The following is a 15,308-nucleotide window of genomic DNA, read 5'->3' as shown; positions in this document are numbered from 1 at the left end:
ACTATTATGTTGGGGTTTTTACAGAAAATAGGGAAATCACTGCAGCTTCCGATCGCCGTACTTCCGGCTGCCGGGCTTATGCTGCGCCTTGGACAGGATGACCTGCTCGGCATTCCGTTATTGGCGCAGACAGGCGATTTCATTTTTGCAAATCTGGCTCTTATCTTTGCCATTGGGGTTGCAATCGGCTTATCGAAGGATGGGCATGGTTCGGCCGCACTTGCAGGTACAATTGGCTACCTGGTGTTAACGAAGGGGATTGAAGTCATCAATCCGGATATTAAGCTGTCCGTTCTTGGGGGGATTATAGCAGGTATCATAGCGGGTCTCTTATATAATCGTTTTTCAGAGATAAAATTGCCTGAATGGCTCGCATTTTTTGGAGGGCGCAGGTTTGTTCCTATTATTACGGCTGCCGTGATGCTCATTCTTTCTCTTGCATTCGGCTATCTTTGGGGTCCTGTGCAGGAAGGGATCAACAACGTGGGTGTCTGGCTAACTGAGGCAGGTGCCGCAGGTGTAGCCATCTATGGATTCTTAAACCGAATTTTAATTCCAGTAGGACTTCATCAGTTTATAAATAGTTTGGTATGGTTTGTATTCGGTGAATATAACGGAGCGACTGGTGATCTTAACCGATTCTTCGCAGGTGATCCAAGTGCAGGATTTTTCATGTCAGGTATGTTCCCGATCATGATGTTCGGCCTTCCTGCAGCTGCAGCTGCTATGATTATGGCTGCTAAGAAGGAGCGCCGGAAAGCTGTATCAGGTTTGCTGATCGGTGTTGCTTTTACATCATTTTTAACTGGTATTACAGAACCAATTGAATTTATGTTCATGTTCTTATCTCCATTGCTGTATGTGATTCATGCTGTTTTAACAGGTGCGTCTATGGCAATAGCGCAAATGCTTGATATTCACCTTGGATTCACATTCTCTGCAGGAGCGATCGACTATGTGCTGAACTTTAATGCTCCTGCTGCGAAAAATGCTTGGCTGCTTCTTGTCATGGGAGCTGTGTATGCAGCAATCTATTTCTTCCTGTTCTACTTCCTGATCAAAAAGCTTGATCTGAAAACGCCTGGCCGCGAGGATGAGACAGATGAGGAAGCAATTGACGAGCCGGCTGCAGGCGGAGACAAATATGCTGCGATGGCTGCTAAATATATGGCAGGTCTTGGCGGCAGCGACAATCTGACAGAGATTGATAACTGTGTCACGCGCCTTCGTCTTAAAGTGAAGGACGCAGGAGCAATCGATGAAAAAGCACTTAAACAAGCTGGTGCAAGAGGCGTTATCAAGCTGACGAAAACAGATGTACAGGTGATCGTCGGAACAGACGTTGAGTTTGTATCCAATGAGCTGAAAAAACTGAAATAAAGAAGAATGCCTGAATCATCTCCTGATTCAGGCATTTTTTGTGCGGACAGAAAAGCGGTCTGTTTCGATCTTTTTTATAAATGAGACAGCATGTTGATTAAACCTGTCAGGCTGATCAATATTGCAGACGTGACCGGAATCAGCTATATACACTGCCTGTACGTCCTTGTTTTCCGCGGCAATCTCTTTTACCGGCTTTAAAAATAAATGGTCTTGTTCTCCCATTAAAAACAAGACGGGAATCTTGTAAAAGTCTTTTTGAAGCTCTATCAAGTACGGATTCACAAAACGAGTAAGTGAAAACCATTGAATAAACTCTTTTTGGCACATCTTCTTTGCCTGGCTGATGAACATCGTGCGGGATTCTTTATGAGTTGCATAAGGCATTATGATCCAGGCAAACAATGAATAAAGCCACATATAGGGCAGAATCCTTTTGCCGAGGTTGCCAATAACAAGCAGCATTCTCGTAAATACGTTCAATTTTGTGATGGCCCCGCCCAGAACCATGGAAGAAAGAAGCCTCGGCCTGATCTTCGCAATGGTTTGAATAACAATCGTGCCAAGTGAAATCCCGACAAAATGAGAAGAAGCTATTTTCAGCCGATCATGAACATGGATGACTTCTTCAGCAATTTCTGAAAAATCATCGCCGTCTTTCCACAGCCCTTTTGCGGATCTACCATGTCCGCGAAGATCAATGAGCAGGATGTTGAAATGCTTTTTAAATTCCCTTATTTGCTTGTACCAAATTGACGAGCTTCCGCCTGCACCATGAATAAAGGTAACCCACGGCTTTTTCTCGTGAAGTTTCAGGGTTCTGTAATATAAAATGTGTAACACCTGCCATCTGTTAAGATTATAGGTTCATAGGAACTTATATCTTAATATGATTGAAGAGCAAAAAGTATAAAAATAGGCCAATTGTAAGAAAAGTGTCACAATTGAGAGGCGGGCTCAAGGCACAGAAGAACTGACATGTGCGCTGCTGAGAATACGCACACAGTCAGTTAGATTCATACTTTAAAAAGATACTAGAAACGGTTGCGGGTTCTTTCGGCTTTTGTTATAATGAAAGTACTTATTTTTGTTCGTAATATGATTAAAAAGGCACTCGTCTTGAAGAATATTATTTAGAGCAGGGATAGTAATACAATTGTGCGCTTGGCGCACGAGGAGGATACACACATGTTACAAGGTAAAGTTAAATGGTTTAACGCAGAAAAAGGTTTCGGTTTCATCGAAGCAGAAGGTCAAGAAGACGTATTCGTACATTTCTCTGCTATTCAAGGCGAAGGCTTTAAATCTTTAGAAGAAGGCCAAGAAGTTACTTTCGAAATCGTTGAAGGCGCTCGTGGACCACAAGCTGCTAACGTTCAAAAGTAATGACTGAAAAAAGACTCCTGTAAAGGAGTCTTTTTTTTTGTGTGTTTTGGGGGAGTGAAGCACAATTAAATCACGGCAAGCGTTGGAATCCTACCCTCCAAAACCGAAAATCGATCTGGGAGGGTAAGCAAGCGTCGGAATCGTACCCTCCGAAACCGTAAAACGATGTGGGAGGGTAAGCAAGCGTCGGAATCGTACCCTCCGAAACCGTAAAACGATCTGGGAGGGTAAGCAAGCGTCGGAATCGTACCCTCCGAAACCGTAAAACGATCTGGGAGGGTAAGCAAGTGCCTGAATCGTACCCTCCGAAACCGTAAAACGATGTGGGAGGGTAAGCAAGTGTCGGAATCGTACCCTCTAAAACCGTAAATCGATCTGAGAGGGTAAGCAAGCGTCGGAATCGTACTCTCCAAAACCGTAAAACGATGTGAGAGGGTAAGCAAGCGCCGGAATCCTACCCTCCAAAACCGAAAAACGATGTGTGAGGGTAAGCAAGTGCGTGAATCCTACCCTCCAAAACCGAAAATCGATCTGAGAGGGTAAGCAAGCGTCGGAATCGTACCCTCCAAAACCGTAAAACGATGTGAGAGGGTAAGCAAGCGTTGGAATCCTACCCTCCAAAACCGAAAATCGATCTGGGAGGGTAAGCAAGCGTCGGAATCGTACCCTCCGAAACCGTAAAACGATCTGGGAGGGTAAGCAAGTGCCGGAATCCTACCCTCCAAAACCGTAAAACGATCTGGGAGGGTAAGCAAGTGCGTGAATCGTACCCTCTAAAACCGTAAAACGATCTGGGAGGGTAAGCAAGTGCGTGAATCGTACCCTCCGAAACCGAAAAACGATGTGTGAGGGTAAGCAAGTGCGTGAATCCTACCCACCAAAACCGAAAATCGATCTGAGAGGGTAAGCAAGCGCCCTGGTGCCACCCCTCCAAAACCTACTCTTCCTTTATCACCTTCAGCGGCTTATCAGCCGGCCCTTCTATTACATCACCCTTATAAGAAAATCTCGATCCATGACACGGGCAGTCCCAAGAGCGGTCTCCGCTGTTCCATTCCACTTCGCAGCCAAGGTGGGTGCAGGTCATGTCCACAAGGTGAAGCACACCTTGTTCATCTTTATAGCCTCCGGCTTGTTTCCCGTTTACCATCACCGCACAGCCTTCATCAGCATGAAGATCCTCAGGTGTCTTTGATGGACGCTTGATTTTACCTGCTATTAAATGCTTTGCCACATCGGCATTTGCTTTCAAAAATTCTTTTACACCAGGGTCAGAGTGAAAGCGGCTCGGTGTGAAAAGATCAAGATAGCGTGATTCTTTCTTCACAATTAAATCCCTTAGCATATGTGCAGCAAACGTGCCGTTTGTCATGCCCCATTTATGAAAGCCTGTAGCTGCATAGATATTGGGGTTGCTTGATGTAAGGGGGCCGATGTAAGGGATTTTATCCAATGTAAATAAGTCCTGTGCAGACCACCTGTGTGTAATTTCCTCCAGGCCAAAAATCTCTTCTCCAAAACCTTCTAGCTTTTCATACAGCCTGTGGGTATCTTTCTCCTGGCCTGCTTTATGGCCCTCGCCTCCGATTAAGACGACATCCTGACCGCTGGAGGATGCGGATCTGAGCGAACGTTTAGGCTCATCGACACTTAAATACATGCCGCCGGGATACGGTTTTGAAGTTTTTGCACTAATGACATAGGAACGATCGGCATACATTCTGGCAAAATAGAAGCCGTTTCCGTCGTAAAAAGGAAAATGAGTCGCTGCAATGACATGTTCACAAGTGATTTCAAATCCTTCATTTGAAAGCAGAACAGGCTCTTCCTTTGTTCCTTTCACGTCAATTATCGCTGAATTTTCATAAATCTGTACACCTGCCTGCATCATTTCTTCAAGCAGGGCCTGCAAATAATTCAGCGGATGAAACTGAGCCTGATTTTTAACACGCAGTGCTCCTTTAATCTCGATATCAAGCGGGATCTGATCCACGTATTCATAAGGAATCCCAATGGCATCGTAAGCATCTTTTTCCTTCAGAAGTTTGTCCAGAGATTCATCAGAAACGGCATAGAGAATGGCATCCTGAATACTGAAATCACATGTAATGTTTTTTTCTTCAACGGTGTTTCTAATAAAATCAAGTCCCGCCAGGTTCGCTTCATAATAGTGTTTGGCGCCATCTGTTCCGACATGCTGGGTCAGTTCGTGATAAATTAAATCATGCTGAATGGTAACTTTAGCAGTCGTATGGCCGGTCGTGCCATTGAGCAGACAATCAGAATCAATCAGTGCGACCTTAAGTCCTTCTTTCGCAAGAAGGTAAGCTGAAGTGATGCCGGTAATGCCACCGCCAACTACAGCAGCATCAACGGTTATGTGCTTTGAAAGCTTATGGAAAGCGGGAAGACTTGAGGTGTCTCTCCAGTAAGGTTCAGGAAACTGGGGCAGTTTCGAGTTCGTATTTTTCATATGTAATCCTCCTCCTGAGTCATCATTAGCGTATCCTCATGGCAAAAATACATGTATTTGGAAAAATGGATTGATAATTCTGAAAGCGGCGGGTTATAATAGGTATACTTTAAGGAACGGAGGTGGATGAGAGATGAACAGTTTGAATGTGATGCACGGGAAAGAATTATCATACCTTTATTTATGTCGTGCAATTTTTCATGCAATTGCTCTTAACGGGATACGTATGCCCTTTTTCAGCAACTGCATAGACACATTCAAACGTTAAGAAGATTCTCTTATCCACAAGTGATGCGGAGGGCTTATTAGCTCTCCGTTTTTTTGTTTTGGCGAATTCAGATAAACTCGCTGATGAACCGGGATAAGCAGGAAACTGCTTATTCTGGTTTTTTTTATATTTGAAAGGGGTTCCTAATTATGACGATTTGTTCGGTTCAGGGATTAACAAAATCATACGGAAGCCAGCTGATTTTTGAAAAGCTGAGCTTTGAAATAAATGAAGGCGAAAAGATTGGGTTTACAGGCAGAAATGGGACAGGGAAAACGACGATCTTTAAGTGTCTGTCAGGAATTGAACAGCCTGATGAAGGCACAATCGCGATTAAAAAAGGAAAAAAGATCGGCTATTTGGCTCAAATACCTGTTTTTCATGACGGTGCGACTGTGGAAGATGTGCTGAGAGAGGGGATCTCGGAACTGACGGAGCTTGCAGCTGAGCTATCTGAACTTGAGATGAAAATGGCTGAGGCAAAAAATCCTCATCTGCTTGAAAGGGTGATGGAGCGTTACGGCAGCTGCAGGCAGCAATTTGAATTGCTAGGAGGCTACGAAATGGATGCGAAGGTGCAGGCGGTTGCCTGCGGCCTGAAGCTTCAGGAACTTCTGAATGAAAAATTCCAGGCGATAAGCGGCGGAGAAAAGACGAAAGTTTCACTTGGCATGATTCTTTTAAAGCAGCCGGATATTCTGCTTCTTGATGAACCGACCAACCATTTGGATATTGCAGCTGTAGAATGGCTTGAAACCTATCTGAAAGAATATAAAGGGACCGTTGTCGTAATATCACATGACCGCGCATTTCTGGATGAGGTAGCAGGTGAAATCCTTGATCTCGAAGGCGGGGAAGTGACTGTCTACCACCATAATTATTCAGGTTTCATCACCCAAAAACAAAAAAAGCTGCTGGCGGAATTTCAGGCATACCAGGATCAGCAGAAAAAAATCAAAAAAATGAAAGAAGCGATTAAAAGGTTGAAAGAGTGGGCGAATCAGGCTAATCCGCCAAACGAGGGCCTTCACAAGCGGGCAAGAAATATGGAGCGTGCGCTCATGAGAATGGAGAAACTGAAACGGCCTGTCCTGCAGCATAAAAAAATGGACCTGTCCTTTGAAGGGACTGACAGAAGCGGAAAAAGAGTCGTAAGTCTTGATGGTGCTTCAAAAGCATTTGGAGATCGGACCATTCTAGAAGAGATTTCACTGGATATTCAGTACAAGGACAGAACCGCCATTGTCGGCGAAAACGGGTCAGGTAAATCGACTTTGCTGAAGATGGTCATGGGCCAGGTAGAACCTGACAGCGGGGCTGTGAAAATAGGCAGCAGCGTTAAGATCGGCTATCTTTCCCAGCAGCTTATGCTTGGTGATACAGACACATCTATTATTGATTTTTTCAGAGAAGATGTGCATGCATCTGAGGAAGAAGCCCGTCACATTCTTGCAGGATTTATGTTTTATGGTCCGGCAGTTTTTAAAAAACTGAAACATACAAGCGGCGGTGAACGGATGAGAATTCAGCTTGCAAAGCTTATGCAGCAGGATTTGAACGTGCTTATTTTAGATGAGCCGACAAATCATCTGGATATTGATTCCAGGGAAGTGCTTGAGGATGCAATTGAACAGTTTGAGGGAACAATCGTGGCAGTTTCCCATGACCGTTTTTTCCTCAACAAGCTTTTTACAAAGACCTGCTGGATCCATCAGCAAAAGCTCTTCTCCTTTGAAGGCAATTATGCGTGGGCGCGTGAAAAAATGCAGCCTGTGATGAATCAGTCTGCAAAAGGCATAAAAGAAAACCAGCCTTCAGTTATTAGAACGAAACAACCGAAAACACCAGTGCAGGAAAATGAAGAGGACGTGCTGAATAAAATTGAACAGCTTGAAAATGATGTGTATGAGATTGAACAGAATATGAATAAACAAAGTGAACTAAATGAGTTGATCCTTCTTAACCGCCGAAAAGAAGAAATAGTAAGCGAAATTGAACGTCTGTATAAAAGACTTTAGAACAAAAAAATCCGCTGCCTGTGCAGCGGATCTTTTTGGTGTTGAGTAAGTTCATGGAGTTACTTGAAATTTTCTACGCTTTCCGGATTATCCGAATGATTGTCTTTCAAAATGCCATTTTCTTCGATATGCCGTTTGGCTTCTTCATCGCCAAGCAAATAAATCATGCCGTATATTTTTCTCATCGAATCGTCATAGGCTTTATTTTCAGCATCATGGTGATATTCGCGGAATGGAACTTGTGCACGCTGGAAGGTCTGAAAGTCAGCCGAGCTGTTCTCGCTGTAATAGGACTTCAGCTGATCAATTTCAGCCGGAGTGGCATACAGTTTGAAGCTTGGACTTGATTCTGCAGGATTCTGAAGAATTTCTCCGCTTGCGACGTCAATATAGTACGTTTGTTTTTCCTGATTCATCCTATCCATCTCCTTTTAGTGATTTGTCTTTCTTTACCACTAATCGGAGAAATGTAACCCTCTATTAACTCAGCATGACTTTGTCTGACAGTGAGCTTCCGCCTTTTATTTTTGAAAATTCGTTCAGGAGGGAGGAAACAGTCAGTTTTTTCTTTTGATCTCCCTCAGCCTGAAAGATTATTCGTCCGCCGTCCATCATGACAAGGCGATTGCCAAGGTCGACTGCCTGCTGCATATTGTGTGTGATCATCAGAGTCGTTAACTGCCCTTCTGAGACAAGCTTTTCCGTGAGGTTTGTAATAAGGTCAGCCCGTGAAGGATCAAGTGCAGCTGTATGCTCATCAAGCAGGAGTATTCCGGGATTTGTGAACGTGGCCATTAAAAGGGAAAGCGCCTGCCGTTCGCCTCCTGAAAGCAGCCCGACTTTTGCAGAGAGTCTGTCTTCGAGTCCAAGGCCGAGCGTCGTTAGCTTTTCCTTGAAAAATGCTTTTCTCCTGGCTGTAACGCCGGGTCTCAGTGTGCGTTTATGGACACGTGCATAGGCTATGGCGAGATTTTCTTCTATCGTGAGCGCTGGTGCAGTTCCGGCCATCGGATCCTGAAAAACGCGGCCGAGGTATTTTGCGCGCTTGTGCTCGCGCAGGTTTGTGATCGCTTTTCCTTCAATCAGCACGTCCCCGTAATCAGGAAAAAGTCGGCCTGATATAACGTTCAGCAATGTGGATTTACCTGCTCCATTGCTGCCGATTACGGTTACAAAATCTCCTTTTTTAAGAGAAAGGGAAAGCCCGTTCAAAGCTTTTTTCTCATCGGGAGAACCTTCATTAAACACTTTTTCAATCTGCTTCAGCTCAAGCAATGTGAACATCTCCCTTTCTCCTGAGAAGTTTTTTCCTTTTTTCTTTCTGTTTTGCAAGCAGCTGCGGCACGACGAGCGCCGCGATGACGATGGCTGCCGTAATCATCTTCATATCGCCTGTCTCAAGGAAGTCTGCTCTGAGCGCAAGCGCAATAATAATGCGGTAGAGGATGGCTCCAATGATAACAGCGAGAGTTGCCCGGATAATCGTTTTTGTTCCGACGAGGGCTTCCCCGATAATGACAGATGCAAGGCCAATAATGATCATCCCGATCCCCATGCCAATATCGCTGAATCCCGAAAATTGGGCGATGAAAGCACCTGAAAAGGCAACAAGTGCATTGGAGATACCGAGACCGATAATTTTCAGAAGATCCGTATTGGCTGAAAAGCTTGAAATCATTTTTTCATTATCACCGACAGCGCGGATGGCAATGCCGATCTCTGTTTTAAGGAAATAATCAAGCGAAAGCTTTATAAGGACAATAAGGGCGCACATGGCTGCGAGAACCGACCATGTTTTCGGGATAATCGCTTCAAGACCTGCTGATACAAAAACAGACTGCATAAATGCGTCAATTCCAAGCTGGTTCCAGCCATCAAGCAAAACAGAAAAGACGGTGCTTTCCTGAAGCAGAGGGACGTTTGACTGGCCCATAATCCGCAGATTAATCGAATATAAGGCAATCATCATCAGGATCCCTGCAAGCAGGGGATTGATTTTCCCTTTCGTGTGAAGAATTCCAGTAAGACACCCTGCAATAAATCCGGCGGCAAGGGCCGCCAGAGTTGCGAAAAAAGGGTTAACTCCATTTACAATTAATGCAGCACATATTGCGGCACCTGTGACAAAGCTGCCGTCTACGGTGAGATCCGGAAAATCGAGAATCCTGAAGGAAAGATACACACCAAGAGCCATGATGGCGTAGATCAGTCCGGATTCAACAGAAGAAAATAGGGCAGTAAACATGGTGTGTCCTCCTTAATCAATCAATTCAGCGTCTTTAAAGTCTTTCATTTCAACATTTATCGCTTCAGCCGCTTTTTTGCTGACCTGCAGTTTTAACTTCTGCGGGTAATCGACAGGGATTTCTCCCGCTTCTTTTTCTCCCTTAAGGATGTCAGCTGCTTTTAAGCCTGCTTCATATCCAATATCCTCGTAGTCAAATCCGTAAGCTGCAAAACCGCCTCTTGCTACAGAATCAAGCTCCCCGACAAACAGGGGCAGGTCTTCATCCCCTGCGACAGAAATAACAGACTCCAGCGCGGATACAACCGTATTATCAGTAATAATATAGAAAGAATCTACTTTTCCGACTAAGCTTTCAGCGGCCTGCTTCACTTCGGCTGAAGTTGAAACAGATGCTTCAACAATTTCAAGGTCTGTTCCCTTTGCTGCTTTTTTAACAAGATCAATTTGAGCTGCCGAATTTTGCTCACCGGAGTTATAGATCATTCCAATCTTATTGCCGTCCACATTTTCATCTATAAATTTGACCGTATTTGGAATGGCATCAGGGTGAGTATCTGTCGTTCCGGTAATGTTTGCACCCGGTTTTTCAAAGCTTTCGACAAGGCCCGCCCCAATTGGATCCGTGACTGAAGTGAAAACAATCGGTATGTCTTTTGTTGCATTGAGTGCGCTTAGAGCACTTGGTGTGGAGTTGGCAAAAATCAGATCAACGCCGTCGCCGACAAAGTTGCTTGCAATGGTCTGATTATTATTCTGATCGCCGCCTGCAATCTGGACGTCATAGTCAACCTTGAGACCTTCATCTTTCAGAGCTTTTTGAAACCCTTTTAAAGCAGCATCAAGAGAAGGATGCTCGACAATTTGAGTGACACCCACCTGATAAGTCTTTTCGCCGCTGTTTCCGGCCGTTTCTTTACTTCCGCAGCCTGCAGCTATCAGCATGCTTGACAGTGCAATTCCCATTCCGATGTTTTTCCAGTTCATTAGACATTCCCCCGTTTTATTCGCTTTTACGCTTTTATGCTTTTATTCATTAAATTATACCGCAAGATTTTGTTTCGACAATCATTATTTTCTGATTTGAGTGAAATTTCAGCTATTTTTTCTGTTTAAAAGAAGATAAAATGAGGGAAATTACAGGTATGTCAAATACATCCAGGAGGATTCCATGTCAGACACCCGGAAAATTGCCGAAGAAGTCATCGAGGCACTAGGAGGCCGTGAAAATATCATATCTGTGTCGCATTGTGCCACAAGGCTTCGCGTAATGGTAAAAAGGAAAGAAGGCATCGATCAAAAAAAAAGCGGAGTCCATTGATAAAGTAAAGGGAGCTTTTTTTAATTCAGGGCAATATCAGCTGATTTTCGGAACAGGCACGGTGAACCGCATCTATGAAGAGATTGCTGCTCTTGGTGTAACGGGGTCTGAAAAGGCTGAACAGAAAGAGGCAGCAGCAAGAAGCGGCAACTTGTTTCAAAGAGCCGTCCGCACGTTCGGGGATGTATTTGTTCCAATCATTCCAATTCTCGTTGCTACAGGGCTTTTTATGGGGATTAGAGGACTTATCCTCCAGGAGCAGGTGCTTGCTTTTTTCGGTATGAAACCTGAACAGATTCCGCAAAATGTCATTACGTTTTCAGAGGTGCTGACGGATACAGCCTTTGCTTTTCTTCCAGCACTCGTTGCATGGTCTGCGTTCAGGGTTTTCGGGGGGAATCCGGTCATTGGAATGGTGCTTGGTTTAATGCTTGTAAGTCCTGCCCTTCCAAATGCCTACGATGTGGCGGCAGACAAAGCCGAGGCTCTGACATTTTTCGGTTTTATACCGGTTCTTGGCTATCAGGGTTCTGTCCTACCTGCATTTATCGCAGGACTTATAGGAGCAAAACTTGAGCGATCGATCAGAAAACATACAAGAGAATCGCTTGATTTGATTTTGACTCCGTTTTTAACGCTTTTATTCATGATCATTCTTTCTCTTTTTATAATAGGACCTGTTTTTCATACAGTTGAAGAGGTTATCCTGAACAGCACAGTAGCCATTTTAAACTGGCCGTTTGGCATAAGCGGTCTCATCATAGGTTCATTAAATCAGCTGATCGTTGTAACAGGCGTCCATCACGTGTTTAACCTGCTTGAGATACAGCTGCTCGAGCGCTTCGGATACAATCAGTACAATGCGATTATTACGTGTTCTGTCGTTGCGCAGGGGGGAGCGGCGCTTGCTGTAGGCCTGAAAACCAAGTCGAAAAAACTGAAGGCCATTGCGCTGCCGTCTTCTTTTTCTGCTTTGCTTGGAATTACAGAACCTGCCATCTTCGGTGTGAACCTCCGCTATATTAAACCGTTTATCATGGCGCTGATCGGAGGCGGCATCGGAGGGTTTGCTGCATCTCTTGCAGGCCTTAAAGCGACAGGAATGGCGATAACGGCAATCCCGGGAGTCCTGCTGTATCTAAATGGCCAGATTATCATGTACCTGGCTGTCAATTTTCTTGCAGTCGCAGCGGCATTTGTCCTGACGTGGCTGTTTGGTTTTTCAGATAAGATGATTGATTTTGACGATGAAAAGAAATAAACTCCTAAAAATTCACAGATATATAACAAACGGGTAAAAACTATATTACAAAATGATGATATGAAACATTGGGCCTAAGACAATATGTATACTGAATTGTAACAGATTGGATTAGGTGGCATAGAAATGAACATAAATGAGAGAGCATTAGTACATCTATCGGGCATCTATTCAAAGATATTGGGGTATTTGCTGGTTCATCGGGATGCCGACGGAAATGTCTCATATGACATCAGTGAGCTGTCGGATGAACTTGGATTGTCAAAGCGGACCGCTATTCTCAGAATGCAGCAGCTTGAGCAGTTTGGGGCCATTCAGACAGAAAGGCAGGGTGTGTGCAGAATTATCACCACCCGCATTGAAAAAACACCGATAAGCCTTTGCTATCAGGCTTTATATGCTTTGAAAAGAAAGCCCGGCCTTGCAGAAGATCCTTTGAAGCTGGCTGATGAAATGAATGTGGATGAAAAAGATGCAGAAATGATTCTGCACGTTCTTTCAAAATAATGAAAATGAATACCTCCGGGCTGCCGGGGGTATTTTTGGTGTCAAAAAAAATATTCTTCCTGAACACGAACCAATCAATTGGGCATGCCGTTATAATAATTTTATAGAGATGCTTAGGGGGATGACACACCATGCTGGAAGGGAAAATCATAAAATTTTACCGTGAACTCTACAACATTAAGCAAAAGGACCTTGGGGATGCAATCTGTTCAGCAACGCACATCAGCAAAATAGAACGCGGGCTGACAGAGGTATCGAAAGAAACCATTCAACTGCTCTGCGAGCGGCTTGGGATCAGCATCGAATCAGAAATTGAGAACTACCATAAGATTAAAAAACTTCTTAATGAATGGCATGAAGCCATCATCCACAAAAGCCATTCAAAAACCGAAGCGGTTAAACAGCAGCTGGAAAGCAGCCGCCTGCTTCAGATTCAGGACTTTCACCGTACATATACGCTTATTTTAGCCAGATACTATCTTTCATCTTCTAAAAATGAAGAAGCAGGTGCCCTTTTAAACGAGATGCGCCTTTGGAGCGGCCTGTCCCCATATGAACAAAATCTTCTGCTGCATATCCAGGGGAATTATCATTTGAGAGCCCAGAATGACTACTTTAAAGCAATTGCCGTGTTAAAAGAAATTAATCTTGCAGAATATTCTAACCGTGAATATTATTACGACCTGGCACTGGCTTACCATTCCATCCATTCGAATGTCCTTGCGTATTTTTATGCGGGTAAAGCCCTGCAGTTCTTTACAGAAAACAGAAGCCTGTCACGAATAATTGAAACGGAAATGCTTATGCTGATTCAGCTGGAGCAATCAGATGATGCTGTTTTTCAAAACAAAGAATATCAGCGTCTCATAGAGATGTCAGGAGATTACGGGCTGGATCATCAGCAGGCGCTGCTGCACCATAATTTCGGATATCATCAGCTCAGGCAGGGGGAATTTACAGCTGCTGCAGAATACTACAAAAAATCTGCCGATAAACGGCAGCCCGGAGATCCCAATTACCTTGGTTCTTTTGAAGGATATGTGAATGCTCTGTCCAAAGAGGGGCTGACAAAGAAGGAAGAACTGGCAGCCCTTGCAGAAAAGGGTCTGTCACTCGCCGAAAAAGACGACAATCGGACTTTTATTCATTTCTTTACGATGCACCTATTCAAAATAAACGGGGAAATCGAATCCTACTATGAGTACATAGAAAATCATGCCTATCCGCATTTTAAAGAACTTGGATATGTTCTTCCGGCACAGCATTACGGTTTATTGCTGTTTGATTATTACATGGAAAAGGGCGATTTGATAAAGGCTAATGACTTCGCTAAAGCGCTTATAGAGAAGTTCAGGAGGAACAATCAATTTGTTTGAGCGGATTTTTTCAGATGAGTACTTGAGATCATACAAAAAGAGCCATCATCTTATGCGGATGATGGCTCTTTCTTATTCTTCTGAAGCTCCTTCGGCGGCTTCGCGGAGCAGGTCAGGCGCTGTCAAGTAGAGCAGCCCATTGCCTTCCAGCGTTTTTGGATTGCCATGCGGAACCGTGCGCTTAATCAGCTGAGCGTAAACTTCAGCTTCAGTCAGCGTCCTGTCAAATTCTTTTTCTTCAAGCTCTTTTATTAAAGCAAGTGCACCTGAAACGTGCGGGGTGGCCATAGAAGTCCCGCTGAATGCAGCATATTCACCTCCGGGTATAGTAGAAACAATCCGCTCACCCGGTGCAACTAAATCCAGTTCATTGTTTGAATTGGAAAAAGGGGAAGACACCCTGTTAAATCCAACTGAGCCAACCGAAATCACTTCATTATATGAGCCTGGATAAGAATATTCCGATGTTCCGCCGTCCTGGTCTCCTTCATTTCCCGCAGCACAGACGATGGAAATCTGATTCGCAGCGGCTTTTTTTACCGCTTTGCGAAGCTCAGAATGATCAGACGGTCCTCCAAGTGACATGGAAATAACATCCACTTTCTGTTCAATGGCGTAAAGAATGCCTTTTACAATCCAGTCGTACTCACCGCTTCCCGTGTCTCCTGCGAGTACTTTTACAACGAGAATTTTTGCCTGCGGGGCAACACCCACATATTTTGATGCGGCTATTGTTCCTGCGACATGAGTACCGTGGCCGTGGTAATCAGTCACCCGGTTTTGGTCCCCATTGTCATCGGTCGTAAAATTCCGCGCGCCTGCTATATTGCCGCGCAGATCAGGGTGATTGATGTCACAGCCGGTATCGAGCACTGCGATGGTGATGCCCCTTCCGCGGATTCCCTTTTCCCAAAGCTTTGGGGCTTGGATCATTTGAACACCTTCTGAATTGGTTTTCACATTTTTAACGATCGGACCATATTTATGGGGGAGCAGCCTTACTTGTCCTCTCATCTCTCCCTCTCCTTTACTCGTAATGCTTTAGATATATGATAGCGTGAGCAAAAGCATGA

The 15,308-nt window shown here is 44.4% G+C and carries 13 protein-coding genes and 1 pseudogene; 7 read left to right on the top strand and 7 right to left on the bottom strand.

Annotation, left to right across the window (positions count from 1 at the left end; genetic code table 11):
• Positions 1 to 6 precede the first annotated feature (6 nt).
• Positions 7 to 1,380 carry an N-acetylglucosamine-specific PTS transporter subunit IIBC gene (gene nagE / locus MHB63_01760; GenBank protein MEK3805313.1) on the top strand — a complete coding sequence of 458 codons (1,374 nt, stop codon included), beginning with the start codon at positions 7 to 9 and terminating at the stop codon, positions 1,378 to 1,380.
• A gap of 27 nt (positions 1,381 to 1,407) precedes the next feature.
• On the opposite strand, the gene MHB63_01755 is transcribed toward nagE, so the two are convergent.
• Entirely contained in the window at positions 1,408 to 2,223 is an 816-nt protein-coding gene (locus MHB63_01755; protein MEK3805312.1) for an alpha/beta hydrolase, read from the bottom strand.
• A gap of 345 nt (positions 2,224 to 2,568) precedes the next feature.
• On the opposite strand from MHB63_01755, the gene MHB63_01750 reads away from it, so the two are divergent.
• Complete coding sequence (locus tag MHB63_01750; GenBank protein ID MEK3805311.1) at positions 2,569 to 2,766, top strand: cold shock domain-containing protein; 198 nt, start codon at positions 2,569 to 2,571, stop codon at positions 2,764 to 2,766.
• A gap of 937 nt (positions 2,767 to 3,703) precedes the next feature.
• Here MHB63_01750 and MHB63_01745 read toward each other — a convergent pair.
• A complete protein-coding gene (locus MHB63_01745; protein ID MEK3805310.1) occupies positions 3,704 to 5,239 on the bottom strand; it encodes an FAD-dependent oxidoreductase in 1,536 nt (511 codons plus the stop codon).
• A gap of 133 nt (positions 5,240 to 5,372) precedes the next feature.
• Between MHB63_01745 and MHB63_01740 the strand changes: the two genes are divergently transcribed.
• Entirely contained in the window at positions 5,373 to 5,507 is a 135-nt protein-coding gene (locus tag MHB63_01740; GenBank protein ID MEK3805309.1) for an RAxF-45 family protein, read from the top strand.
• A gap of 149 nt (positions 5,508 to 5,656) precedes the next feature.
• Entirely contained in the window at positions 5,657 to 7,525 is a 1,869-nt protein-coding gene (abc-f, locus tag MHB63_01735) for an ABC-F type ribosomal protection protein (protein MEK3805308.1), read from the top strand.
• Between the two features lie 59 nt (positions 7,526 to 7,584).
• On the opposite strand, the gene MHB63_01730 is transcribed toward abc-f, so the two are convergent.
• The 4 genes from MHB63_01730 to MHB63_01715 all read right to left on the bottom strand — a co-directional run bounded on the left by MHB63_01730 (position 7,585) and on the right by MHB63_01715 (position 10,757).
• Positions 7,585 to 7,941, bottom strand: a complete 357-nt coding sequence (locus tag MHB63_01730) for a hydrolase (GenBank protein MEK3805307.1) — start codon at positions 7,939 to 7,941, stop codon at positions 7,585 to 7,587.
• A 64-nt stretch (positions 7,942 to 8,005) separates the two neighbouring features.
• Positions 8,006 to 8,800 (bottom strand): ABC transporter ATP-binding protein, encoded by a 795-nt coding sequence (locus MHB63_01725; GenBank protein ID MEK3805306.1) that lies wholly within the window; start codon positions 8,798 to 8,800, stop codon positions 8,006 to 8,008.
• Positions 8,793 to 9,770 carry an ABC transporter permease gene (locus tag MHB63_01720; protein MEK3805305.1) on the bottom strand — a complete coding sequence of 326 codons (978 nt, stop codon included), beginning with the start codon at positions 9,768 to 9,770 and terminating at the stop codon, positions 8,793 to 8,795. Before MHB63_01720 ends, MHB63_01725 begins: the two co-directional genes overlap by 8 nt.
• A gap of 12 nt (positions 9,771 to 9,782) precedes the next feature.
• Complete coding sequence (locus MHB63_01715) at positions 9,783 to 10,757, bottom strand: ABC transporter substrate-binding protein (GenBank protein MEK3805304.1); 975 nt, start codon at positions 10,755 to 10,757, stop codon at positions 9,783 to 9,785.
• Positions 10,758 to 10,941: 184 nt separating this feature from the next.
• Here MHB63_01715 and MHB63_01710 point away from each other — a divergent pair.
• From MHB63_01710 to MHB63_01700, 3 genes and pseudogenes are all read left to right on the top strand, one after another.
• Positions 10,942 to 12,352, top strand: a pseudogene (locus MHB63_01710) (sucrose-specific PTS transporter subunit IIBC).
• Between the two features lie 126 nt (positions 12,353 to 12,478).
• Complete coding sequence (locus MHB63_01705; GenBank protein MEK3805303.1) at positions 12,479 to 12,859, top strand: hypothetical protein; 381 nt, start codon at positions 12,479 to 12,481, stop codon at positions 12,857 to 12,859.
• Between the two features lie 131 nt (positions 12,860 to 12,990).
• The gene (locus MHB63_01700; protein MEK3805302.1) at positions 12,991 to 14,235 is read left to right on the top strand and encodes a helix-turn-helix domain-containing protein; all 1,245 of its coding nucleotides are present in this window, start codon (positions 12,991 to 12,993) and stop codon (positions 14,233 to 14,235) included.
• 72 nt (positions 14,236 to 14,307) lie between these two features.
• On the opposite strand, the gene MHB63_01695 is transcribed toward MHB63_01700, so the two are convergent.
• Entirely contained in the window at positions 14,308 to 15,249 is a 942-nt protein-coding gene (locus tag MHB63_01695; protein ID MEK3805301.1) for a S8 family peptidase, read from the bottom strand.
• Between the last annotated feature and the right edge of the window lie 59 nt (positions 15,250 to 15,308).

This window comes from Bacillus sp. FSL H8-0547 (genome assembly GCA_038002745.1).
In the GTDB taxonomy this organism is placed as follows: domain Bacteria; phylum Bacillota; class Bacilli; order Bacillales; family Bacillaceae; genus Bacillus_P.
The sequence above is the reverse complement of the archived record's forward strand: the minus strand, read 5'-3'. Positions and strand labels throughout refer to the sequence as shown.

Coding starts and splice junctions, on each gene's coding strand:
- MHB63_01720 (MEK3805305.1), bottom strand. CDS start 9,770: ATGTTTACTGCCCTATTTTCTTCTGTTGAATCCGGACTGATCTACGCC.
- MHB63_01715 (MEK3805304.1), bottom strand. CDS start 10,757: ATGAACTGGAAAAACATCGGAATGGGAATTGCACTGTCAAGCATGCTG.
- MHB63_01705 (MEK3805303.1), top strand. CDS start 12,479: ATGAACATAAATGAGAGAGCATTAGTACATCTATCGGGCATCTATTCA.
- nagE (MEK3805313.1), top strand. CDS start 7: ATGTTGGGGTTTTTACAGAAAATAGGGAAATCACTGCAGCTTCCGATC.
- MHB63_01745 (MEK3805310.1), bottom strand. CDS start 5,239: ATGAAAAATACGAACTCGAAACTGCCCCAGTTTCCTGAACCTTACTGG.
- MHB63_01695 (MEK3805301.1), bottom strand. CDS start 15,249: ATGAGAGGACAAGTAAGGCTGCTCCCCCATAAATATGGTCCGATCGTT.
- MHB63_01700 (MEK3805302.1), top strand. CDS start 12,991: ATGCTGGAAGGGAAAATCATAAAATTTTACCGTGAACTCTACAACATT.
- MHB63_01740 (MEK3805309.1), top strand. CDS start 5,373: ATGAACAGTTTGAATGTGATGCACGGGAAAGAATTATCATACCTTTAT.
- MHB63_01730 (MEK3805307.1), bottom strand. CDS start 7,941: ATGAATCAGGAAAAACAAACGTACTATATTGACGTCGCAAGCGGAGAA.
- abc-f (MEK3805308.1), top strand. CDS start 5,657: ATGACGATTTGTTCGGTTCAGGGATTAACAAAATCATACGGAAGCCAG.
- MHB63_01750 (MEK3805311.1), top strand. CDS start 2,569: ATGTTACAAGGTAAAGTTAAATGGTTTAACGCAGAAAAAGGTTTCGGT.